A 20,820-nucleotide genomic window follows, 5' to 3' on the forward strand; every position below is an offset into this window, starting at 1 on the left:
TTCCTTTACTATGGCACACGGTAAAACACTATTCGTGGATTTTTCTCCAAGCCATTCACCCTATCCCTAAAAATGGAATAATACCTATCTCCTTTAAAAGTCCTTGGAATCATTTCATCTGTCATTTCCTGATTTAATATTTTTTTTAAATGAATTAGTGGTTGATTGCTTTCTAAATCAATTACTAAAAAATAGGGACGGTTGTCATAAATCAGGCGGAGAAAGGCATAATTATCAGACATCACTATTTGGCTTATTCCCAATTGAAGTGTAATATCAAACCCTACAAAATTAATTAGATACTCAGGCAACAGATGATCATCCACTTTTCTAAAAATCGTATCTCTATCAGTATGCGAAGAAATCTCTCCCCGAATTATTGGCATGTAAAACAAGCTTGAATTACCTACCCTGCTTAATATCCTAGGAATGGGATGGATAGTGGTGAAATTAGAATGAAAACTATAGACTGGGCTTTCCTTATTCACAATTTCAAGACTATTGGGTTTAAGTGAGCTTATCATCACTTCCCTAGGTTGCTCTTTTGTTCCATTTATTGTCTCCTGAACTATCAGAAGCGTATCATTTTCTTTATAAAATGATATAGGATACCCAGGAAGTTTACTGCTTGTTGATTCAAATTTTCCTTCGAGGCTATAAGTGAGAATAACCATTTTTTTCCAATCTGCCACATAGACAATGTTTTTCTTTTCATCTAAGTGAAGTGCATAGGGCATAGCATATTCATCTGGCCCTTCACCGAACTCTCCAATTTTCAAGAGAAACATACCATTGTTATCAAATTTTAATAACCCTTGTTTTCTATCTAAAAGAAGGAAGAAGTTTTGCGAAAAAACCAAGTCTTGGATTGATGTAAGGGGAGGGTTTCCAGGAACCTCAAGGTTTATAGAGTCTAGTAATTCAAAATCAAATCCTGGTGAACCTTCCTTCAAAAAATCTATTTTTATGTCAATGTCTTTAGTTGATTCAGGATAGTTTGGATGATCTTTATTTCCACAATTTTGAAATTGGAAAATTAAAATAAAAAACAACATCCTTTTAATATGTTTCATGATAGAAAATAGTTTACTTGTCTTTATTGTTTTCCTTTTAAATCTGTACTCTATCTTTAAAAGGTTTTTAAAATGGTGACTGTAATTGATTACTCATCATATTTTTTAATATAGGACAGGAAATTTAGAACTACTTCAAATGAATTTCATTTGAAGTAGTTCTGTAATACATTAATTTGCCATCAGTCAATGTATACTTATTTAATAAATTTATTTATTTAAAATAAATATAAAGGTAACCGATACTTTGCCTTCAAAATTAACTACAAGACCAAGTAAAACAATCAGGATCATTATAGCACGTTGGCCCCGCATTACAAGAACCAGAGGTGGTATATGTTCCATTTGGCTGTAAGTTTGAATCATAACGCGTGCATGTAGTGCAGGTACCATACCCACCTGTAATCTTCTTCATCTGACTTCTTTCCAAAATCTCATTGGTGCTAAGTCGGAGCATTTCTAAGCTTAATTTTTTCATGATTTTTATAATTTAAATGGTTAACAATAAATTTTGAATTGGTAAGAAACCCTCCGACCGTTTAAGTCACCGAAGACTGTGACTATTCATCGCGATTGAATATTTTTTTGCATCAGCAGCTTTTTTTAGTTTAAGACATATTTCAAATCCTCCACGGCATAGGTGGATGGCAATTCATAGCCATTGATGAAAATCGTAGGTGTATGGGTAATCTGCTCTTGCTCTGCCCAGTCCTGCATGGATTTAATGTTGGATTCCTGACTTGCCAGTTCTCCATTCAGTGGATACTTTGCCGCAAAGGCTTCATAATCCTTCTTGTCCTGACTATACCACTCATCCAAGGCTTGGCGAGTCTGTTCTAAATCCCCTTTAGAAGCAATCCCCAAAAGGTGGCGAATGGTCATTAACCTGACGTCATCTCCACCTCCTGGAACAAACACAATCTGCAAATCAATATTCCCGGCTTCATAGAGCTGCTCCAAGAGCGGATGCGTACGGGCACAGGGACCACAATAGGGATTGCAGACTTTTAAGACATGGTATTTAGGATTTGCCCCTTTTAGAAATATTCCCAACCCTTCGGGATTGGAAGTGATCTGTCTTGATGTGCTCAGGAAATAGTCGAAAAGCTCCCTATTGGACAGAACCTTCGCCAACTTGCTTTTGGTCGTGTATAACTCTTTTTGAGCCATCAAGTAAGGCTTTAAGCTGATCCAGGCCAAGACAGTAGCCAAGAAAACGAATGAAAACAGTCCCAATTCTCCAAATGCAGGCCAAGCTAATTCAGGCAATAGAAATTGACTGACTGCCAATTCCACTACTAAAATCTCGGAAATCCAGAGGCATAGGCGGCACCATTTTTTCAGTTTGACTCCCTGATAGTACAGGGAAAATGGGATAATCGCCAAACTGGAATAACTGAGCAAACCCATTAGGCCAAGAGCGGATGCGGAAAATGAGCTAACCAAGAGTAGGGTAGTGCTCGCAAAAAATAGGCAAAGGCCAAATTCCCCAAACTGATCAGCCCCGCAAAAGAAAAGGAGTCAATGACTGAATTGCAATCTGTTTGATCTCCACCTCCGCAAAATTGGGTAATTGCAGTATTCTTCCTATCTACCTCTGACCAGAGCAAAATGGCCGATATCCCTTGGCCTGTTAGCTTTACTATGAAAAGTGCTATCGCTCCTAGGGAATATGAAGTGTTGTAATACAACCCACTCAAATCTCCAAGGATCCAAGCTAGTCCGACTGCCCCAAGGAAAAAAAGAAGGAATTGATAGATCATCTGCTCCTTCCTTCGCTGGAAATATCCAGGCTCTCCGGAATGCTCCCCTTTTTCCACCACCAGAGTTTTCCCAGTCCATAAGCTCACAAACTCTTTTCTACGCTGCTTAATCCGCTTTCCCTTTTCGTCCAAATATTCCACCCAATCCTCAGTGACTTGAGTCATGCAAGTAAAATAAGGATACGGATTTTTGCTGATCTGAACCACACAAGGTAAGGGCAGTTGATCCAATTTTTCCTCATCGAGCTGTAGCGCAAGGCTTTCTACTTTGTATTCGGCCAAGGTATCCGATATAGCCAGTAAGGAATCCGGCTCAGGATGAGTCATCAATTTTTCTTTCAAAAAGCGTTGGGTAAACGGAATTCCCAATGCTCCTAACAAGCTCTTGCATACCAGCAAACAATTTTCCATACCTAAGAAATAAAAACCGGACTTCTGTTTTGAAAACTAAAATGAATGGATAAATTTGGAAACAACGATCCGTAAATGCTATACCGTATTTACTAATCTTCAGTAAATTTTTACTAAGCCAATTAACCTTTTAACTCATGGACCTAGGCCATCATCTCAAGAGAGCGAGAGAATCCAAACGGATCAGTCAGCAGCAAGTAGCCGATCAGCTGGGTATTTCGCAGAAAACCCTGTCCAATATCGAAAGTGGGAAAGCCCAGCCCTCAGTGGTGCAGCTTGCAGAAATGGGAAAAATATACGGCATGGATATGGTCAGCCTTCTTTCCGAAAACGGAATCCATTTGTCCCCCCCCCCCCCTCAAAAAATCCTGATGAGGTCGAAAAAGAGCTAAAATACCTGAGGGAAATGATTGGGAAGATGGGCAAAAAGTGATTACAAAGACCTGGCAGGTCTTTTTTTAAGCAAAGGTCTTGCTTCAAGCCTATTTTTTAATCCGAACTATTGGGAGAACCCTTTCACAAAAAGGGGATCTTTGGCCCTGTTGTGTCTCATCTGACAAATCCCTCAAAAGTACCACGGCTTACTACATCCGTCTGATGATTGGGATAGGTCTCTAAAAAAGAAGCAGGAAATCTGACCTTTTTATCCTGCCATTTTAATTCAAAAGCATGAAGAGTTCCTTCAGCTTCCTCCAGATAATCGATCTCAGCCTGATCGTGGGTTCTCCAAAAGTAGCTGTTGACAAATCTCCCGGCATGGGAGTTAGCTTTCAGTCGCTCTGAAATCAGGAAGTTCTCCCATAGCGCCCCCTTGTCAAATCTCATCTCTGGAATTGTAAAATTATTGATCAATACATTCCTGATGCCGTTGTCATAGAAGTAATACTTTTTCCCTTTTTTGATTTCATTTCTCAAGTTCCGACTGAATGCCGGAAGTTTAAAAATGACAAATGCCTTTTCCAGTAAATCGAGATACTTTTCCACCGTAGCTGAATCGATATTTCCTACGGTTTGTGCCAATTCATGATAGCTAACTTCACTTCCCACCTGGAAAGCCAATGCTTTCAAAAGTTTGTCCAAATGGCTGGATTTACGAATTCCATCCATTCGCAACACATCTTTATAGAGATAGCTTTGGGCTATTTCGATCAATAGTTCTTTTTCCTTCCCCGGGTTGTTGACCACATCAGGATAAAATCCAAACGTAAGACGAGTATCCAGTAAGCGTTTGGCTTCCAGTGGAGAAGTGTGATTTTCTGTTTCTAAATAACTTATTGGAAAAAGATGGAAAGTTCTCTTTCTGCCAGTTAGCGGCTCTGAAGTTTGATCTAGAAGGTCAAAGGCCGAAGATCCGGTGACAATCAACTGAATGTCAGGTCGATTATCATATATTAGCTTTAGTTTTTTCCCGATATCAGGAATTTGCTGGGCTTCATCAATTATTACCAATCTTGAATCTGTGCCGATCAGGTGGATTAATTGGGTGCTCGTAACCGCAGAAGTAAAAGCTTCCAAAATATCAGCTTCATCTGCATTGAACCAGATAAAAGGTGAATTGATCACTTTTACCAATTCCTTCAAGAGGGTGGTTTTGCCGACCTGCCGAGCTCCCAAAAGGATGATTACCTTACCTTTGAAACAGCTTTGGATTAGCTTTTCTGATAGTTTGCGTTTGATCATTACTTTCCATTTGAAATCCAAAATGCTAAAAATTTCGAATATAATCGAAAAAATTGGCCTAAATTTTAGAATTAAATCCAAATATTCGGCTTTGACGGGGATTTCAACAGCCTAAACCAGCGAAGGCTAGATTTTAGAACTGTCATTTGATCCTTTCAAGTAAAAACTAGGAGAGGTCGAAAAAAAAACAAATCAACTGAAACAAATAATTAGGGAAATCATAAAAATAGGGTAGATCGGACCTGCTAGGTATTTTTCTAAAACAACCTAAACCCCGTGATCTTCTCCAAAAATTTGCCTGTACTGGAGTGTGAAAAATTTAAAATAATCGCAATCCCAATTATTGCTCTTCTGCCATTAACCTTACAAAATTCCTCTGTTAAAACTCATTTGATCAGGAATTGCAGAAAGTCAGGGTAGAATTAATCAATTAATGTAATAAAGTAAGGGTAGAATTGGTTGCCTCTTGTAATAAAGTAAAGGTAGTGTTGTTTTGAAAAGGCGCAAATGAGGCTATGCCTCGCAATGCTTGACAAAACCCTAGATCGAATCTTAATTCCAAAGCAGAGAAAGACTAGTACTTCCAGCAGCCCAGCTCAACTTCTAAAGGAAGAAAACATCTGCTAGGCATAGCAACTTTGACTAGAATCAGGGCAAAAATTGAGAGGTACGGTTTTCCTTTTTAAAACAACCTAAACCCCTTATTCTGCTCCAAAAACATTCCCGCACTCGAGGGTGAAAGAATCAAAATAAAGGCAATCCCAAAAAATCGCTCCGTAAAGGTGGTCTTATGGGTTGGTGTCTGTGAGGGATAAGGTAGCCGCCATGAAATTCACTAAAAAGCATTACTTTTGGTGAATTAAAAAATAAATGATTGAAAGAACTTTAGCTAAAAAGATCAAGGATCAGCTATTCAAAGGCAAAACTATTCTATTGATCGGAGCAAGACAGGTAGGGAAGACTACCTTGGTCCGGGATATCCTTAAGGACCGAGAGGTTTTATTTTTGGACGGAGATGATCCACTGATTCGGCAGCAACTGACCAATCCCAATACCAAGCAAATCGAAACCCTGCTGGGAAGCTCCAAAATTGTTTTTATCGATGAAGCCCAACGGATCGAAAATATCGGAATCACAGCTAAAATTATTCATGATCAGTTCAAGCAAGTACAGTTGATTCTAAGTGGTTCTTCTGCTTTTGAACTCAGAAATACTACCCATGAACCACATACCGGCAGGAAGTTTGAATATTTTCTCTATCCCATTTCCTATGAGGAATATGAGCTTTCGGTCGGCTACTTGGATGGGATTCGCGATTTGGAAAATCGATTGATTTACGGCTTTTACCCAGACGTCATCAATCATCGGGGTGAGGAGCGAGCTATCCTCAACGAAATCACGCAGAGCTACCTCTTTAAGGATATTTTGGCTTTTGCCTCAGTCAAAAAGCCTGAGGTCTTGGAAAAAATCCTTCAAGCGCTCGCTTTCCAACTCGGTTCCGAGGTCAGCTACAATGAGTTGGCACAACTGACCGGAGTGGACAAAAATACGGTTGCGAGCTATATCCGGCTATTGGAGCTTGCCTGCATCATTTATCCACTCCATTCCTTTAGCCGCAATCTTCGAAATGAAATCAAGACCAACCGAAAAATCTATTTTTATGACAATGGCATTCGAAATGCCCTGATTCAAAACTTCAATCCCTTCGAGTTTAGAAATGATATCGGAGCGTTGTGGGAAAATTTTTTGATCACGGAACGATTAAAGCGAAATCATTACCATCGGGCGTATGCGAATACGTTTTTTTGGCGCACCAAGCAGCAGCAGGAAATCGATTATTTGGAGGAGGCAGATGGACGGATTTCGGCATTTGAATTTAAATGGAATCCTACTGCGAAAGTCAAGAAGCCAGCTGTCTTTTTGGAAACCTATCCGGCTGATTTTAAGGTGATTTCAAAAGATAATTTTAGAGATTTTGTGGGGTTGTTTTAGAAATCAGGAAGTATCAGAAAAAAGAGAATGGAATAATCTGTATTCTCTAAAACACCCTAAACCCCTTGATCTGCTCCAAAAACATTCCCGCACTCGAGGGTGTTAGAATCAGAATAAACGCAATTCCAAAAATCGCTCCGTAAAGGTGGGCGTCGTGGTTGATCCCGTCACTGTCCTGCTTGCCCTTGACATAAGAATAGATCAAAAACAAGCCCCCAAGGATAAACCCAGGAAGGCAGATAATTCCAAACAGGCAGATATCGGCTATTGGCATGATCACAATACTGGCAAAAACCGTCGCTGATGTCCCCCCTGATGCACCCAAAGCTCGGTAATAGCTGGATTCTTGGTACTTGAGATAGGTGGGAATGTCAGATATGATGATCCCTAGGAGGTAAAAGGCTACAAAAAGAAATCCGCCTAAGCCTTGACCAAACTGATAGCGCAGGAACATTTCCACCACTCCCCCAAAGAAGTAAAAGGTAAACATGTTGAACAGCAGGTGGATGTAGTCCTTGTGGATAAATCCCGAGAAGACGAATCGATCCCATTGGTTGCGGTGCTTGATCCGGTAGGGGATAAACATCCACCGATCGAGTAGATCGGGACGGTTGAACCCGAGGATGCTGGTAATCGCCGTGATCCCAATGATCGCGGTGGTCAAAGTCAATTCCATGGCTTATTTCTCCCGGTGAATCAGGTCTTGGGTGATGGCGTACAGGGCCTGATAGTATTCCTCGTTTTGGAAGTGCAGGCCTTCAAATTGGCTGAAGCCTGCCTCAAAGTAGGATTGCATCTTGGCTTCGGTCAGACTGCGGATGCCGAGTTTTTCGTAAATCGCTTTTACCGCATTTACCTTTTCGACTTTGTCAAATTCCTTCAGCGAAAGCCAATGATTCAGCGCTGCCAAATCTTCTCCTTGGGCGAGTTCCAAGGCTTTGATCAAGAGGAAGGTCTTCTTGTTTGAAATGATGTCTCCCCCTACTTGCTTTCCAAACTTGGCTTGATCGGCATAGACATCAAGCAGGTCGTCTTTCAGCTGAAACCCTACGCCGATATTCACCCCAAACTCATAGAGCTTTTGCGCATCTTCTTTTTCCGCTCCCGCCAAAATAGCTCCCAATTGAAGTGCAAAACCCAACAGCACGGCAGTCTTTAGTCGGATCATATTGATATAATCCGCCTCATGCACAGTTTCGTAGGCTTCAAAGTTCATGTCAAACTGCTGTCCTTCGCAGACTTCCGCTGCCGTCTTATTGAACAGTCGAATCACTTCCGGAAGTAGTTTCGGATCTGTACCCAAGAGCAAATCATAGGCTCTCACGAGCATCACATCTCCGGAAAGAATGGCGATGTTGGCATTCCACTTTTCATGAACTGTAGCCTTTCCTCTTCGCAGGGGAGCATTGTCCATGATGTCGTCATGCATCAGGGTAAAATTGTGAAATACCTCCACGGCAGCGGCCTGAGACAGGATTTCCTCCGGATTTTTTCCATAAATCCCATACGCCAAGAGTGAAAGCAGCGGACGGATCCGCTTGCCTCCCAAGCTTAGGATGTAGGTGATCGGTTCGTAAAGCTCGGTGGGTGATTCTCCGAAAGAGTGGGTAGTGATGTGTTGTTCCAGCTTAGTTAAAAGCGCGTGGGCGAGACTTTTTTCTGTCATTTTCTGCAAATTCCAAATCGATGGTTCGACGGTCGATATCGGTATTAACTACCCGGACGACGACTTTGTCACCCAAAGTGATCATTTTTTTACTTCTCGTCCCAATCAGACGCATGTTTCTTTCGTCAAATTCATAGTAATCGTCGTCCATATCCTGCACCCGAATCATGCCTTCACACTTGGTTTCAGTGATTTCGACAAAAACTCCCCACTCGGTCACGCCGCTGACGATACCCTCGTAATCCTTTTGCTCGGCAAGGGACATGTATTCCACTTGCTTATATTTAATTGAAGCTCGCTCAGCATCCGCGGCTCGCTTTTCACGCTCGGAGGAATGCACACATTTCTGCTCCCAAGGTTCCGCATCCGGGGATTTTCCTCCATCCAAATAGTGCTCGAGCAGTCGATGCACCATCATATCCGGATATCGGCGGATAGGAGAGGTGAAGTGGGTATAGTGTGGAAAAGCCAAGCCAAAGTGACCTTTGGGCTCGGTGGTGTACTTGGCTTTGGCCATACTTCGAATGGCAAGTTGCTCGAGGACGTTTTGCTCGGGTTTGCCCTGAATCTCATCCATCAGCTTATTGAGTGCGGCAGAGATTTTCTGTACGTTGGTCACGTCCATCTGATGGCCAAAACGCTTCGCAAAACCTGAAAAGGTCTCCAATCGGTCTAAATCTGGGCTGTCGTGTGTTCGATAGACAAAGGTGTCGGCTCCCTGATTTTTTCGGAAAATGAATTCGGCCACATACTTATTGGCCAAAAGCATAAACTCTTCTATGAGCTTGTGGATGTCTTTCCGCTCTTTGACAAAAAGCCCAAGTGGAGTTCCTTTTTCATCCAGCTTAAACTTCACCTCGACGGTCTCAAAGTTGACCGCGCCTTTTTCAAATCGCTGCTTCCGGATCTTTTTAGCCAGCTCATTGAGCAAGGTCAACTCCTGGAAATAATCTCCCGATTGGGTATCGATGCATTCCTGAGCTTCTTCGTAGGCATAGCGTCGGTTGGAGTGGATGATGGTGCGGCCGATCCAGTGATTGACGACTTTCGCATTCCGGTCCATTTCAAACACACAGGCAAAAGTCAACTTGTCCTCTTTGGGACGCAGGGAGCAGAGTCCGTTGCTTAGTCTTTCCGGAAGCATGGGAATCGTCCGGTCCACGAGGTAAACGGACGTGGCCCGGTTGTAAGCTTCTTTTTCCAAAGCCGTTTTTTGCTTCACGTAGTGGGTCACATCGGCGATATGCACGCCGATTTCCAGATTGCCGTTTTCGAGTTCCCGATAGGAAATCGCATCGTCAAAGTCCTTGGCATCAACCGGGTCAATGGTGAAAGTAAGGACATCTCTAAAGTCCTTTCGGGCTTTGATTTCCTTGGCAGAGATCTTTTCGGGAATTGCGTTTGCCTCTTCGTCTGCTTCTTTGGGATATTCGAAAGGAAGTCCGAATTCGGCCATGATGGAGTGGATTTCCACTTCGTGCAAACCAGCCTTGCCGAGGACACGGATGACTTTTCCCGTCGGATTTTTGTCATCTTCTCTCCATTCGGTCAGCTTGACGATGACTTTTTCATTATGCTCGGCCCCCATCAAGTCCCCGCGGTGGACAAAGATGTCCTTGTGCATTTTTTTGAAATCGGGGACGACGAAGGCAAATCGAGGGGAGATTTCCACCCGACCCACAAATTCATCCCGGTCCCGCTCCATAATTTCCAGGACCCGACCTTCGGTTCGTCCGGTTTTTCCTTTCAGAGGAAAGACCATCACCCGCACCTTGTCTCCGTCGAGAGCCTGCTTGAGGTCGGCCTCTTTGACCAAAATGTCCCCTGTACTAGCAGCAGGATCATCCGGAATCACAAAGGCGAATCGGGGATTGACATAGTCCACCGTGCCGGTAATGAAGTCGGGGTCTTGGTTTGAAGAGAAGTAATTTCTCGGAGTTTTGGAGATTTTTCCTGCTTCTACTAGCCGATAGAGTGTAGGTTCCACGCCTCCTTTTTGGATAGCGTCGCGGATTTCCAGTCTTTTGATGATTTGCTTGGCGTTGAATTCTTCGCCATAATGTGCGTCTAAAAATTGGAGGATTCGTTTGGCAAGTGTTCCGGAGTCATTGCCTTCCCGGAAGCCTCCTTTTTGGGTATTCGATTTTTTTCTGTTTGATTTTCTTCCCATGTGTGGGTTAATTTTTTCTAAGGTAAAAAGATAATGAATCGCCAAGGCTTATTCCCCGGCTTCTTTTTTTGATTCTTCGGTGGAGATAATTTCCAGCTCCATTTCCTCGGGCTGAGGGTGCATTGCCAAAAAGATCCTTGCGGTGACTTCTACGTCTCTCAGGCAGTATTTTTCGATTTTGCCGAGATCTTTTTCTTTGTAAAAGGTGGTGTTAACTTCGCTGCCATCGATTCCTTCTTTGGAAGTGGGGATATCAAAAACTGCCGCCAAAAGCTCCAGTCGGGTGTAGTACTTGTAATCTCCAAATCTCCACAGGTCCATCGTGTCCAGATGCCTGACTTCCCAGGGCTTTCTGCCGGCGATCTGCAGCGGTTCAGGTAGGGCGATTCCCTGAATCAGCATTCTTCGACAGAGGTAGGGAAAATCAAATTCCTTTCCGTTGTGGGCGCAGAGAATCCATTTTTTCTTAGTTAACAAAGCGTGAAACTCGGAAAGAAGTTCCTTTTCGTCCGAATTGGAAAAGACTTTGGTTCGGAATTGGAGCTTGTTTTCCTTCCTTTTTACCTGAAAAAAACCAACTCCTACACAGAGGATCTGTCCAAATTCAGCATGGATTCCCGCCCGGTCAAAATAAAGCGAACCCGGTTCCCGGTCGGGGTTTTCAGTCCGGATGAGCTTTTCTTTTTTTAGCCACTCTTCCTGCATCCGGGGAGTGAGTTCCTCCAAGGATTCGGTTTGGGAGGAGGTTTCTATATCCAAAAAGAGGATTTCTCCCAGCTGTTCAAAAAAATCTGCCATAAGTCGATCATGTTTAGCCGTGCAGGATGCCCACCAAGCCTAGCTCCGGGATTAGCCGGAGATTCACCGGGTCGAAACTACCCGGAGTAAAGATAAACTTTTTGTCAAAAATCTGATCCAGAATGTAGTAGCTCACCCAGAATTCGTTAGTCAGGATAAAAACGGCAGGGTCTATGGGTTCGATTTTGGCTACGGATTCGGCCCCCAATTCTTTGATGAGGTGGCGTAGGGTGGAGGTTTGCCTTTTTTCTCCGTCGATTTCTCCATAACCCTTGGAGGTAATCATGACGGTATTCAGCTCGATTAGATTGAGGTTGATGATGTAGACGGCCCATTCGGTACCAGTGGATTTTTCTTCTTTGACGATGGCCAGTTTTACTCCCGTCACGGGAGAAAAGTCGATGTCTTTTTTCATTTTCCTTTTATGAATAATCTGGAATGAGGTTCTGTTTTCTATTGCATTTAAATCCCCCTATCCCCCTTGAGAAGGGGGAATAGCCCAATTTCGTACCTCAAAACTAATGTTTAGAATTTGAGACTGTTTCCGACTCAATTATTTTGATTCAATCAGGTTCATTTCAAAAAGGTCCGCCAAGTGCTTTTTGACTTTGTGTTTGGCTTCGGCTTCATCCACGGGTCTGCGCAATTCCAGGTGTAAGGAAGTGACAGCCTTGTCATCAATGCCGCAGGGGATGATGTGTCCAAAGTAGGAGAGGTCGGCGTTCAAATTAAAGGCAAAACCGTGCATAGTCACCCAGCGGCTGGACTTGACGCCCATGGCGCAGATTTTACGCGGATTTTTTTGTTCCACATGATCCAGCCATACGCCGGTCAGTCCGTCGATTCTTCCTGCCTCAATTCCGTAATCAGCCAAAGTCAAAATGATGGCTTCTTCGAGTAGCCGGAGGTATTTGTGGATATCGGTGAAGAAGTTGTCCAGGTCTAGGATCGGATAGCCGACCAATTGCCCCGGGCCGTGATAGGTGATGTCGCCGCCGCGGTTGATTTTATAATAGGAAGCTTGATGCTGAGCTAATCCAGAATCATCCAACAGGAGATTTTCGGGTTTCCCACTTTTACCCAAGGTATAGACATGAGGATGCTCTACAAACAGCAGGTAGTTGGGCGTGATTGCTTGTTGATCTGCTGGAAGGTTTCTGTTTTTGATCTTTTGGGCGACGATTTCGGCGAAAATATTCTCCTGATAATCCCAGGCTTCCTGATAATCCATCCGGCCTAAGTCTCGGAATTCTACCGTTTTATTGATAATTTCATTCATTAGTTTTCCCTTCGGAATTCTTTAATAAACAGGCCTTAGCGCCCGTTCGTTCTTCGATTTTTCAAAATTAACCAATAAAATCCTATGGCAGAGCATAACGACTCCGGAAGACTCGCAGAGCAGCTGGCTGCAGACTGGCTGGTCAGCAAAGGATATGAGTTGAAAGAATCCAATTATCGGCATGGGTATGCGGAGATTGATCTGATTTTGGAGTACCGGGGATTGCTGGTTTTTGTGGAAGTGAAGTTTCGCTCGGGGACCGGTTTTGGCTACGCAGAGGAATTTGTGGATTCGGTGAAGAAAAAGCTGATCGTCAAAGCAGCAGATCAGTATATTTATGAGAATGACTGGAAAAAGGATATCAGATTTGACATCGTGGGCGTTTACAAAGACCGGGAAGGGACGGTCCGTTTCCGGCATTTTGAAGATGCGTTTTATTGACTAAATCAATTTTACCTATGAAAAAAATTACATTGCTTTTGGTGCTATTCAGTTTGTCTAGTGTCCTGTTTGCTCAATCCGACAAAAAAAGTCAAAAAATCATTGAGGATTCTGAGGATGCAAAAGCAGCCTTTCTGGACGAAGATCCCGATATGGCCAAGCTGTTTTCATCAGCTTATGGCTATATCATCCTACCGAATGTAGGAAAAGGAGGCTTGGGAGTGGGAGGGGCTTCCGGTAATGGGGTGGCTTACCAAGGGGGCAGCAGAATTGGCTTTGCACGGATGACTCAGGTCACTATTGGCTTTCAGGCAGGAGGACAGGCCTACAGTGAAGTAGTGTTCTTCGAAGACAAAGAGGCTTTTGACCGATTCAAGAAAAATAAAATCGAAATGTCCGCTCAGGTATCGGCAGTTGCAGCTGCCTCGGGAGCATCACTCAATGCCAAATATGTCGATGGGGTGATGGTTTTTACCCGCACTAAAGGCGGCTTGATGTATGAAGCCTCGGTCGGAGGACAGCAATTCAAGTTTTCGGAAAACTAGTTCAGGTTTTCTTTTCGATACAGGAGATTTCCGTCCTTATCCCATTCAGCGCGGATATAAGGGCGGAAATTTTTTGTGTAAGGCTCTTCCTGATATTGAATTTCCCGCTTTCGGATGGCTTTTGTATTTTGGGTGTCCCAGTACTCGGTCCAAAGCCCGACTTTCTCTCCGTACTTGTACTCTCCGGTGACGGCGATCTGCTGGTTTTCGTGAAAGTGGAAATAGTTGCCTTCCTCCAGTCCATATTGGACAGGAATAATTTCTTCTATTGTATTGGAGGCTCTGTTGAAATAAGTAATTCGGGATTCTTTTGGCCAGCCTTCGGAGAAGTGGCTTTTGTCCTGAAGGACGTTTTTGGAGTCAAAAAGCATCCAGGTTTTGTGCTTCATTCCGTAGTAAAACATCCCGCTTTCGACCACGACATCATTTACCAATCGTTCATAAGGTCCATGGAGTAAATATCCTTGGGTTTTGGAATAGCCCTCTGTCTTGATTGCTTTTTCTTTGGGGTCATACCAATACACATCCCGGATGTAGGGATCCGGGTTTCGCTCGGCATCGGTGTAGTTGAAGTATTCGAGGTAATATTGTCCCCGGAGTTCTTTTCGGATGAATCCTCTTTGTGTCTTCACATCAAACCAGATATTCTTTCGGGCCTTCTTCTTTTTCTCCTTTTTGGCTTCTTTTTCCTTTTCTTCATCAAAAAGCAAAAGCGGGGCTACAGATGGTAAAAGTGCAGAAGCCACCACACCGGAAGAATCCGGGTCGGATTTCTTGTCATTGTCGGATTTTTGGGCAAAACTGACTTTGCTCCAGAAAAGGAAAAGAAGAAATACAAGTGAAAACGGTTTGCTCATCCCTTAAAAAACGGATCTTTTTACGGTCTATTTTACCCAAAAATAACATTTAAGAGGCAAATCCTAAGTTTTGTTTATTATTTATAATCTTCTGTCTATTTTTGAGGAATTTGTAAAAAAACAACCTAAATAATGAATTCTATTCTATCGGATCGCATCTTAAGTATGGAGGAATCGGCTACTCTAGCCATGGCAAAAAAAGCCAGAGAGCTGAAATCCCAAGGCATTGATATCATCAGTTTGAGTTTGGGTGAGCCTGATTTCAAAACCCCACAGCATATTCAGAATGCCGCCAAAGATGCCATCGATGAAGGGAAATACTTTTCTTATCCCCCTGTAGCCGGCTATCAGGACCTAAGGGAAGCCATCGCCAAGAAGCTGAGAGAAGAAAATAACATCACCCAGGCTAAGGCCGAAAACATCGTCGTCTCCACCGGTGCCAAGCACTCAATAGCCAATACCTTCATGTGCCTGATCAACGAGGGCGACGAAGTGGTGATTTTTTCTCCGTATTGGGTTAGCTATGCAGAGATCATCAAGCTTTGTGGAGGCGTGCCGGTACTGATTGAAGGTAATCTGGAAAACAATTTCAAGGCTACTGCAGCCCAGTTGGAAGCAGCCATCACCCCAAAAACCAAGGCTGTGATCTACTCTTCCCCCTGCAATCCTACGGGATCGGTATTTTCCCAAGCAGAACTCGAAGCTATCGCGGCAGTCGTGAAGAAGCATCCATCTATGGTAGTCATTGCCGACGAGATCTATGAGCTGATCAATTTCACAGGTAAAAACTTCAGTATCGCTTCCCTTCCGGGGATGTTCGAAAGGACGGTGACCGTCAATGGTTTCTCCAAGGGCTATGCGATGACCGGCTGGAGAGTTGGGTATATCTGCGCTCCATTGGAAATCTCCAAGGCAGTGGAAAAAATGCAGGGTCAATTTACTTCCGGAAATACCGGAATCGCTCAGCGTGCGGCCTTGGCGGGAATCGCCGGAGATCAGACTCCTTCCCAGAAAATGGCCGAGCAATACCTGAAAAGAAGGGATTTGGTTTTGGGCTTGTTGAGAGATATTCCGGGAATCAAAACCCACGTTCCAGAGGGAGCTTTTTACTTTTTCCCTGATGTGACCGCTTTCTTTGGCAAGTCAGCCCATGGCCATACGGTCAACAATGCCGATGACCTTTGCCTTTATCTTTTGGCGGTAGCCAATGTTTCCTTGGTGACCGGAGCGGCTTTTGGAGCTCCAAATTGTGTGAGAATTTCTTATGCGGCATCTGAGGAGGAATTGGTAGAAGCCCTGAAGCGGATTAAGAAGGCGTTGGGTGATTTAGCCTAACCGATAATAGCTCTTCAATCAGCCCCAATTTTGGGGCTGTTTTTTTGCCTAATCAGAAAGCCTTAATTTTGGCACAAATCTTTTCCCATGCCTGAAGTACTCGTCATCACTCCCGTCAAAAATTCGGTGGAAACCACCCTGGATACCTCCAAAGCCATCCGAAATTCAAGTGTGAAGGTGACGCACGTGATTTTCAATGACTTCAGCACCGAAGAGACTAAGGCAGTTTTAGAAAAAAACAAGGCTGAAATCGGGTATGAACTTATCCATCTGGAAGACATCACAGACCATCCTTCGCCAAATTATAAGATGGTTCTTCAGATAGCCCAAAAGCGAGCTTTGGAGGAAAAGCTTCCTCTGCTGGTAGTGGAGTCGGATGTGGTGATTCATCCGGACACGATCGAGAAGCTTCTCCAAGCCATGAAAAAGGATGACAAATCCGGTTTGGTTGGCTCGGTGACTGTAGATGATAAAGGGGAGGTGAATTTTCCATACCTGAAATTCAAGGGAGTCAAAGAACCGGAAATTCTGACAAACCGAAGCCTGAGTTTTTGCTGTACTTTGTTTTCACCTGAGTTTTTAGAAAGCTATTCCTTTACAGGATTGGACGAAGCCAAGGACTGGTACGATACCTTTATTTCGAAAAAGGCGATCGAATTGGGCTTTCAAAACCGGGTCTTGATGAATGCTCCTGTTTGGCATCGTCCACATGCCAGCCGACCTTGGAAGCAACTCAAATATACCAATCCGCTCAAATACTATTTTCTGAAGTTTTGGAAGGGTTGGGATAAAATCTGATTAAAGCTTGCCTAGAAGTTTGAGGAGGGTATTGTAGGGTTTTGACCAAGTTCTTTGGAATCGCAAAGGACCATTCAATTCCCTTTCGAAAAACTCAGGATGTTTGGCATTGAGGTAGGCAATCCGCTCTCTCTTTTTTTGGTTGGTTCCGGTCTTTTTTCTTTTGCTGCCTGGATGGATTCTGTAATGAAATCCCAAGAAAGGAAGTTTGACCACTTCACCTCCGTTTTTTAAAATTTTGATCCAGAATTCCCAATCTTCTCTTCCCATGATCATGTCCTCCGAAAATCCCCCCACCCTTTCCCAGTCTGATCTTCTCACTAAAGAACAGGCAAAGATCATATTGTCTCTGGCAAGGAGTGAAATGCTGTAAGGCTTTAGTTTCCATGGTTTCCTTCCAAACTCACCAAATTTTTCGGCTTCACAATAGACGACTTTTACTTCAGGGCGAGCATCCAGCACAGCGGAGGCCTGTGACAGGTAATCCGGAGAAATTAAATCATCAGCACCTAAAGGGAAAAAATAATCCCCAGTCGCGAATTTTCCACCTTTATTTAGGGCTGAGCTTACTCCTCCATTTGCCTGATTGATAACTTTTATGATCTCGGGATAGGTTTGTTGGAATGATTCGGCGATTTCCTGAGAGGAATCCGTAGAACCATCGTTGACAATCAGGATTTCGAGGGGTCTGTGGATGGAGTTGAGGGCAGATTGGATGGTTTCTGCTAAGTATTTTTCCCCATTGAAAACAGGAATGATTACTGAGACTTTGGAGCTTTCCATGTTTTGTTCTCGTTGAATTTGAGACGGGTAAATTTTCAATAAAGGTAGCCCAAATTTAGTTTCTACCAGTTTTGTGTGGAATTGTCCAAAAATTAATTTGGAAAATTCTAATTTGGTGTTAAATTGAATCGGTGATTAACAACTTTTCTCATAAATACTTTTGTAAAAATGTGATTCTACGGAGTCCATTTTTCGAACTCTAACAGTTTGTAGAACCTTGGTGAAAGCCAAGGTTCTTTTCTTTAACTTGTTACCGATTTATCCTTTTTCGAATGAAAATTGCGCTTACTCTGTTTGGGATGCTTATGATCTTCGGATCTTCTTGGGCTCAAAATTCCAATTACGATACCACCTACATAGAGAAGGCAAAAGACCAAATGATTCTTAGAGCCTATGTTTCCAGAAAGTATACCAATTTGGATTTAGGAGAATCGGTAGGCCTATATGAACCCAACAGTGGCTTAAATCTTGGCGTTGGTTTTACTTTCCAAAAGTTTACTTTGAACTTGGCGGCACCTTTGGGCTTTCTCAATCCCCAAAGACAAAAAGACTGGCCTCAATTTTTAGATCTTCAGGCCCATTCCTATCCCCAAAACTGGATAATTGATCTTTTTGCTCAATTCTACAGGGGGTATATTATTTCGGATTTCATGGATTCAGGCGAAGACTACCTCCGGAGAGATCTTCGGGTGGTCAAACTGGGCCTGAGTTCAAGCTATTTGTTCAATGGGGAAAAGTTTTCTTTTGAGGCGGCATTTCATCAATCAGAAATCCAAAAAAAGTCAGCATTTTCTCCTATGGTAGGTTTTGAAGTATATAGAGTGCGGATTAGCGGGGATTCCTTGATCATTCCCCAGGAATTGGATATTTCGGGAAATTATACCCAAGGCGATTTTTTTCAGATAGGGCCAAGTGCAGGATTTGCGGGTACCTTGGTTTTTGGTAAGGGATTTTTTCTCACCGGAGCAGCTTCGGCCAATTTGGGTTTGGGTACCGGAAAAGCGGATGAAAATAAAGAAACACGGGTAGTCAGTTTGATGCCGGGTTATAATCTCCGGGGCTTTGCCGGGTACAATGGGAAGAGATTTTCGATAAATGGCAGCTATGTTTTCAAAAACCTGCTCCTTTCCGAGCTGGAAGGGATCTCCCAAGAAGCCAATACGGGCAATTACAGGATCAATGTCGTCTACAAAATACATCCGGGACCTAAACTTGAAAAAACCTACACCAAGTATAATCCGCTGCAAATACTCCATCGGATCTTCAACTGATCATTGATTTATTTTTAGCTTTGGCAGTCAGTAACCAATATTCCCTTTGCTATGAACGATTCATTTGGAATCCTCCAATCCTTAAGAAAAATAGGTGTAAACCCTGAAAATCTGGGAACCTCCACCGGCACTGTTTGGATGGATTCAGGAGAATCCTATTTGTCTTCCTTTTCTCCGGCTGATGGACAGCTGATCGGAAAGGTCCAACTTACCTCCGTCGATGATTATGAGAAAGTAATCACCCAGGCTCAAATTGCCTTTGAAAAATGGAGAACTGTCCCTGCTCCCCATAGAGGGGAAATCGTCCGGGAAATAGGAAATGCACTCAGAGAAGTGAAAGCCGATCTGGGTAAGTTGGTTTCTTACGAAATGGGCAAATCCTATCAGGAAGGCCTGGGAGAAGTACAGGAAATGATCGATATCTGTGATTTTGCGGTTGGACTTTCCCGTCAACTATATGGATTGACCATGCATTCGGAGCGCCCAGGGCACCGAATGTACGAGCAGTGGCATCCACTGGGAATTGTCGGGATCATTTCGGCATTTAATTTTCCAGTAGCTGTATGGTCTTGGAATGCAGCCATCGCGTGGGTCTGTGGGGATGTATGCGTTTGGAAACCTTCCGAAAAAGCCCCCCTTTCCGGCATTGCTTGTCAGAAGATTGTTGCTGAGATTTTTGCCAAACACGGAATGCCCGAGGGAATTTCAAACCTCATCGTAGGGGACTACAAGGTTGGAGAGTGGATGACTCAGGATACAAGGGTTCCTTTGATTTCAGCTACCGGTTCCACCCGAATGGGGAAAATTGTAGGAAAAACCGTAGCTGAAAGACTGGGTAGATCACTTTTGGAATTGGGTGGAAACAATGCCATCATCATCACCGAAAATGCGGACTTGGATATGGCGATCCGAGGTGCACTTTTTGGCGCAGTGGGTACTGCCGGACAGCGTTGCACGACTACGAGGAGGTTAATCATTCAGGAAAATGTCTACGAAGAAGTCAAATCCCGACTGGCATCGGCCTATTCTAAGTTAGTGATTGGCAATCCTTTGGACGAAAAAAATCATGTAGGCCCGTTAATCGATCTGGATTCTGTCAAAAATTACCTTACAGCCATTGAGAAGGTAAAAGCCGAAGGAGGAAAGGCCGTAGTAGAAGGGGGTGTCCTCGAAGGACCCGGCTTCGAATCCGGCTGCTATATAAAGCCTGCGATCTACGAAGCAGAGAATCATTTCGAAATCGTACAACACGAGACTTTTGCTCCCATCCTGTACTTAATCAAATACAAAACCCTTCCCGAAGCAATTGCCTTGCACAACGGGGTGCCTCAGGGACTTTCTTCTGCGATCATGACTACGAATATGCGTGAAGCAGAGGCTTTCCTTTCGGCTGCAGGTTCGGACTGTGGAATCGCCAATGTCAATATCGGTACTTCCGGTGCTGAGATCGGAGGGGCATTTGGAGGAGAAAAAGAAACTGGTGGAGGACGGGAATCCGGCTCTGATTCTTGGAAGGCCTACATGCGCCGTCAGACCAATACGATTAATTACTCCACATCTTTGCCCTTGGCACAGGGGATCAAGTTTGATATTTAAAGTATTGTCTGCTTTGCCTTCCAAACCAAATTATTTCTAATTATTGGGTCGGAAATCGGATGACCGAGGTCCAATGTGTTCCATATTTTAACATTTAGATCTAATGGTCAAAAATAGTTGGTGAAAAGCCTCCTAATGTCCTGATATTTAATTAATTACAAAGACCTTATTGAAACCGCTTTCAATAAGGTTTTTTTGTTTCATGAAAACTTCAAAAAAAGCGTTGTTGGGCCTGTGGGTTTCTTGACTCAATCAAGTGGGGAAAACAGGCTGGCAAGCAGCGGTATAAGTGTAAAAATTGCGGCATTCTTTTCACGGGTTCGAACCCTTCTGTAGCCAGAAGCAACCAGTTTGTTTGGTTC

General features: G+C 43.5%; 21 protein-coding genes. 9 read left to right on the top strand and 12 right to left on the bottom strand.

What is annotated here, in order from left to right; genetic code table 11:
* Positions 1 to 8: 8 nt before the first annotated feature.
* The 3 genes from AAA942_RS20050 to AAA942_RS20060 form a co-directional block, all read right to left on the bottom strand.
* A complete protein-coding gene (locus AAA942_RS20050; RefSeq protein ID WP_338222094.1) occupies positions 9 to 1,073 on the bottom strand; it encodes a 6-bladed beta-propeller in 1,065 nt (354 codons plus the stop codon).
* A 603-nt stretch (positions 1,074 to 1,676) separates the two neighbouring features.
* Complete coding sequence (locus AAA942_RS20055) at positions 1,677 to 2,519, bottom strand: thioredoxin domain-containing protein (protein WP_338222095.1); 843 nt, start codon at positions 2,517 to 2,519, stop codon at positions 1,677 to 1,679.
* Entirely contained in the window at positions 2,483 to 3,247 is a 765-nt protein-coding gene (locus AAA942_RS20060) for a cysteine peptidase family C39 domain-containing protein (RefSeq protein WP_338222096.1), read from the bottom strand. Before AAA942_RS20060 ends, AAA942_RS20055 begins: the two co-directional genes overlap by 37 nt.
* 137 nt (positions 3,248 to 3,384) lie before the next feature.
* On the opposite strand from AAA942_RS20060, the gene AAA942_RS20065 reads away from it, so the two are divergent.
* Complete coding sequence (locus tag AAA942_RS20065) at positions 3,385 to 3,639, top strand: helix-turn-helix domain-containing protein (protein WP_338222097.1); 255 nt, start codon at positions 3,385 to 3,387, stop codon at positions 3,637 to 3,639.
* A gap of 157 nt (positions 3,640 to 3,796) precedes the next feature.
* On the opposite strand, the gene AAA942_RS20070 is transcribed toward AAA942_RS20065, so the two are convergent.
* A complete protein-coding gene (locus AAA942_RS20070; RefSeq protein WP_338222098.1) occupies positions 3,797 to 4,927 on the bottom strand; it encodes an ATP-binding protein in 1,131 nt (376 codons plus the stop codon).
* 870 nt (positions 4,928 to 5,797) lie between these two features.
* Between AAA942_RS20070 and AAA942_RS20075 the strand changes: the two genes are divergently transcribed.
* Positions 5,798 to 6,919: an ATP-binding protein gene (locus tag AAA942_RS20075; RefSeq protein ID WP_338222099.1), complete on the top strand. Its 1,122-nt coding sequence runs from the start codon at positions 5,798 to 5,800 to the stop codon at positions 6,917 to 6,919.
* Between the two features lie 46 nt (positions 6,920 to 6,965).
* Here the strand turns inward: AAA942_RS20075 and AAA942_RS20080 are convergent, their stop codons facing one another.
* The 6 genes from AAA942_RS20080 to lipB form a co-directional block, all read right to left on the bottom strand.
* The gene (locus AAA942_RS20080) at positions 6,966 to 7,595 is read right to left on the bottom strand and encodes a rhomboid family intramembrane serine protease (RefSeq protein ID WP_338222100.1); all 630 of its coding nucleotides are present in this window, start codon (positions 7,593 to 7,595) and stop codon (positions 6,966 to 6,968) included.
* Between the two features lie 3 nt (positions 7,596 to 7,598).
* Positions 7,599 to 8,585: a polyprenyl synthetase family protein gene (locus AAA942_RS20085; protein WP_338222101.1), complete on the bottom strand. Its 987-nt coding sequence runs from the start codon at positions 8,583 to 8,585 to the stop codon at positions 7,599 to 7,601.
* On the bottom strand, positions 8,548 to 10,755 hold the full coding sequence (gene rnr / locus AAA942_RS20090; protein ID WP_338222102.1) for a ribonuclease R: 2,208 nt from the start codon (positions 10,753 to 10,755) through the stop codon (positions 8,548 to 8,550). Before rnr ends, AAA942_RS20085 begins: the two co-directional genes overlap by 38 nt.
* Before the next feature lie 48 nt (positions 10,756 to 10,803).
* Entirely contained in the window at positions 10,804 to 11,553 is a 750-nt protein-coding gene (locus AAA942_RS20095) for a 3'-5' exonuclease (protein ID WP_338222103.1), read from the bottom strand.
* 13 nt (positions 11,554 to 11,566) lie between these two features.
* Positions 11,567 to 11,968, bottom strand: coding sequence for a hypothetical protein (locus tag AAA942_RS20100; RefSeq protein WP_338222104.1), 402 nt, complete (start codon positions 11,966 to 11,968; stop codon positions 11,567 to 11,569).
* A gap of 138 nt (positions 11,969 to 12,106) precedes the next feature.
* The gene (gene lipB, locus AAA942_RS20105) at positions 12,107 to 12,832 is read right to left on the bottom strand and encodes a lipoyl(octanoyl) transferase LipB (RefSeq protein ID WP_338222105.1); all 726 of its coding nucleotides are present in this window, start codon (positions 12,830 to 12,832) and stop codon (positions 12,107 to 12,109) included.
* Between the two features lie 84 nt (positions 12,833 to 12,916).
* On the opposite strand from lipB, the gene AAA942_RS20110 reads away from it, so the two are divergent.
* Complete coding sequence (locus tag AAA942_RS20110; RefSeq protein WP_338222106.1) at positions 12,917 to 13,273, top strand: YraN family protein; 357 nt, start codon at positions 12,917 to 12,919, stop codon at positions 13,271 to 13,273.
* Between the two features lie 17 nt (positions 13,274 to 13,290).
* Positions 13,291 to 13,818, top strand: a complete 528-nt coding sequence (locus AAA942_RS20115) for a YSC84-related protein (RefSeq protein WP_338222107.1) — start codon at positions 13,291 to 13,293, stop codon at positions 13,816 to 13,818.
* Here AAA942_RS20115 and AAA942_RS20120 read toward each other — a convergent pair.
* Positions 13,815 to 14,675, bottom strand: coding sequence for a toxin-antitoxin system YwqK family antitoxin (locus AAA942_RS20120; protein WP_338222108.1), 861 nt, complete (start codon positions 14,673 to 14,675; stop codon positions 13,815 to 13,817). The two genes, AAA942_RS20115 and AAA942_RS20120, sit on opposite strands and share 4 nt — an antisense overlap.
* Before the next feature lie 132 nt (positions 14,676 to 14,807).
* Here AAA942_RS20120 and AAA942_RS20125 point away from each other — a divergent pair, with 132 nt between their 5' ends.
* Positions 14,808 to 16,010 carry a pyridoxal phosphate-dependent aminotransferase gene (locus tag AAA942_RS20125; RefSeq protein ID WP_338222109.1) on the top strand — a complete coding sequence of 401 codons (1,203 nt, stop codon included), beginning with the start codon at positions 14,808 to 14,810 and terminating at the stop codon, positions 16,008 to 16,010.
* Between the two features lie 87 nt (positions 16,011 to 16,097).
* The gene (locus AAA942_RS20130) at positions 16,098 to 16,808 is read left to right on the top strand and encodes a glycosyltransferase family 2 protein (protein ID WP_338222110.1); all 711 of its coding nucleotides are present in this window, start codon (positions 16,098 to 16,100) and stop codon (positions 16,806 to 16,808) included.
* Here the strand turns inward: AAA942_RS20130 and AAA942_RS20135 are convergent, their stop codons facing one another.
* On the bottom strand, positions 16,809 to 17,591 hold the full coding sequence (locus tag AAA942_RS20135; protein WP_338222111.1) for a glycosyltransferase family A protein: 783 nt from the start codon (positions 17,589 to 17,591) through the stop codon (positions 16,809 to 16,811).
* A gap of 272 nt (positions 17,592 to 17,863) precedes the next feature.
* On the opposite strand from AAA942_RS20135, the gene AAA942_RS20140 reads away from it, so the two are divergent.
* From AAA942_RS20140 to AAA942_RS20380, 3 genes are all read left to right on the top strand, one after another.
* Positions 17,864 to 18,862, top strand: a complete 999-nt coding sequence (locus AAA942_RS20140) for a DUF4421 domain-containing protein (RefSeq protein WP_338222112.1) — start codon at positions 17,864 to 17,866, stop codon at positions 18,860 to 18,862.
* 51 nt (positions 18,863 to 18,913) lie between these two features.
* The gene (amaB, locus tag AAA942_RS20145; RefSeq protein ID WP_338222113.1) at positions 18,914 to 20,458 is read left to right on the top strand and encodes an L-piperidine-6-carboxylate dehydrogenase; all 1,545 of its coding nucleotides are present in this window, start codon (positions 18,914 to 18,916) and stop codon (positions 20,456 to 20,458) included.
* 251 nt (positions 20,459 to 20,709) lie between these two features.
* Positions 20,710 to 20,820, top strand: a 111-nt coding sequence (locus AAA942_RS20380; RefSeq protein ID WP_445083360.1) for an IS1/IS1595 family N-terminal zinc-binding domain-containing protein, incomplete at its 3' end; no start/stop codon positions are given.

Origin of the sequence: Algoriphagus sp. oki45, assembly GCF_036245605.1 — a bacterium.
In the GTDB taxonomy this organism is placed as follows: domain Bacteria; phylum Bacteroidota; class Bacteroidia; order Cytophagales; family Cyclobacteriaceae; genus Algoriphagus.

Excerpts from the sequence above, each read along its gene's own strand:
- AAA942_RS20140 (WP_338222112.1), top strand. The coding sequence starts at position 17,864 with ATGAAAATTGCGCTTACTCTGTTTGGGATGCTTATGATCTTCGGATCT.
- AAA942_RS20075 (WP_338222099.1), top strand. The coding sequence starts at position 5,798 with ATGATTGAAAGAACTTTAGCTAAAAAGATCAAGGATCAGCTATTCAAA.
- AAA942_RS20100 (WP_338222104.1), bottom strand. The coding sequence starts at position 11,968 with ATGAAAAAAGACATCGACTTTTCTCCCGTGACGGGAGTAAAACTGGCC.
- AAA942_RS20125 (WP_338222109.1), top strand. The coding sequence starts at position 14,808 with ATGAATTCTATTCTATCGGATCGCATCTTAAGTATGGAGGAATCGGCT.
- AAA942_RS20130 (WP_338222110.1), top strand. The coding sequence starts at position 16,098 with ATGCCTGAAGTACTCGTCATCACTCCCGTCAAAAATTCGGTGGAAACC.
- amaB (WP_338222113.1), top strand. The coding sequence starts at position 18,914 with ATGAACGATTCATTTGGAATCCTCCAATCCTTAAGAAAAATAGGTGTA.
- AAA942_RS20050 (WP_338222094.1), bottom strand. The coding sequence starts at position 1,073 with ATGAAACATATTAAAAGGATGTTGTTTTTTATTTTAATTTTCCAATTT.
- AAA942_RS20085 (WP_338222101.1), bottom strand. The coding sequence starts at position 8,585 with ATGACAGAAAAAAGTCTCGCCCACGCGCTTTTAACTAAGCTGGAACAA.
- AAA942_RS20110 (WP_338222106.1), top strand. The coding sequence starts at position 12,917 with ATGGCAGAGCATAACGACTCCGGAAGACTCGCAGAGCAGCTGGCTGCA.
- AAA942_RS20095 (WP_338222103.1), bottom strand. The coding sequence starts at position 11,553 with ATGGCAGATTTTTTTGAACAGCTGGGAGAAATCCTCTTTTTGGATATA.
- rnr (WP_338222102.1), bottom strand. The coding sequence starts at position 10,755 with ATGGGAAGAAAATCAAACAGAAAAAAATCGAATACCCAAAAAGGAGGC.
- lipB (WP_338222105.1), bottom strand. The coding sequence starts at position 12,832 with ATGAATGAAATTATCAATAAAACGGTAGAATTCCGAGACTTAGGCCGG.
- AAA942_RS20120 (WP_338222108.1), bottom strand. The coding sequence starts at position 14,675 with ATGAGCAAACCGTTTTCACTTGTATTTCTTCTTTTCCTTTTCTGGAGC.
- AAA942_RS20070 (WP_338222098.1), bottom strand. The coding sequence starts at position 4,927 with ATGATCAAACGCAAACTATCAGAAAAGCTAATCCAAAGCTGTTTCAAA.
- AAA942_RS20080 (WP_338222100.1), bottom strand. The coding sequence starts at position 7,595 with ATGGAATTGACTTTGACCACCGCGATCATTGGGATCACGGCGATTACC.
- AAA942_RS20065 (WP_338222097.1), top strand. The coding sequence starts at position 3,385 with ATGGACCTAGGCCATCATCTCAAGAGAGCGAGAGAATCCAAACGGATC.
- AAA942_RS20135 (WP_338222111.1), bottom strand. The coding sequence starts at position 17,591 with ATGGAAAGCTCCAAAGTCTCAGTAATCATTCCTGTTTTCAATGGGGAA.
- AAA942_RS20115 (WP_338222107.1), top strand. The coding sequence starts at position 13,291 with ATGAAAAAAATTACATTGCTTTTGGTGCTATTCAGTTTGTCTAGTGTC.
- AAA942_RS20060 (WP_338222096.1), bottom strand. The coding sequence starts at position 3,247 with ATGGAAAATTGTTTGCTGGTATGCAAGAGCTTGTTAGGAGCATTGGGA.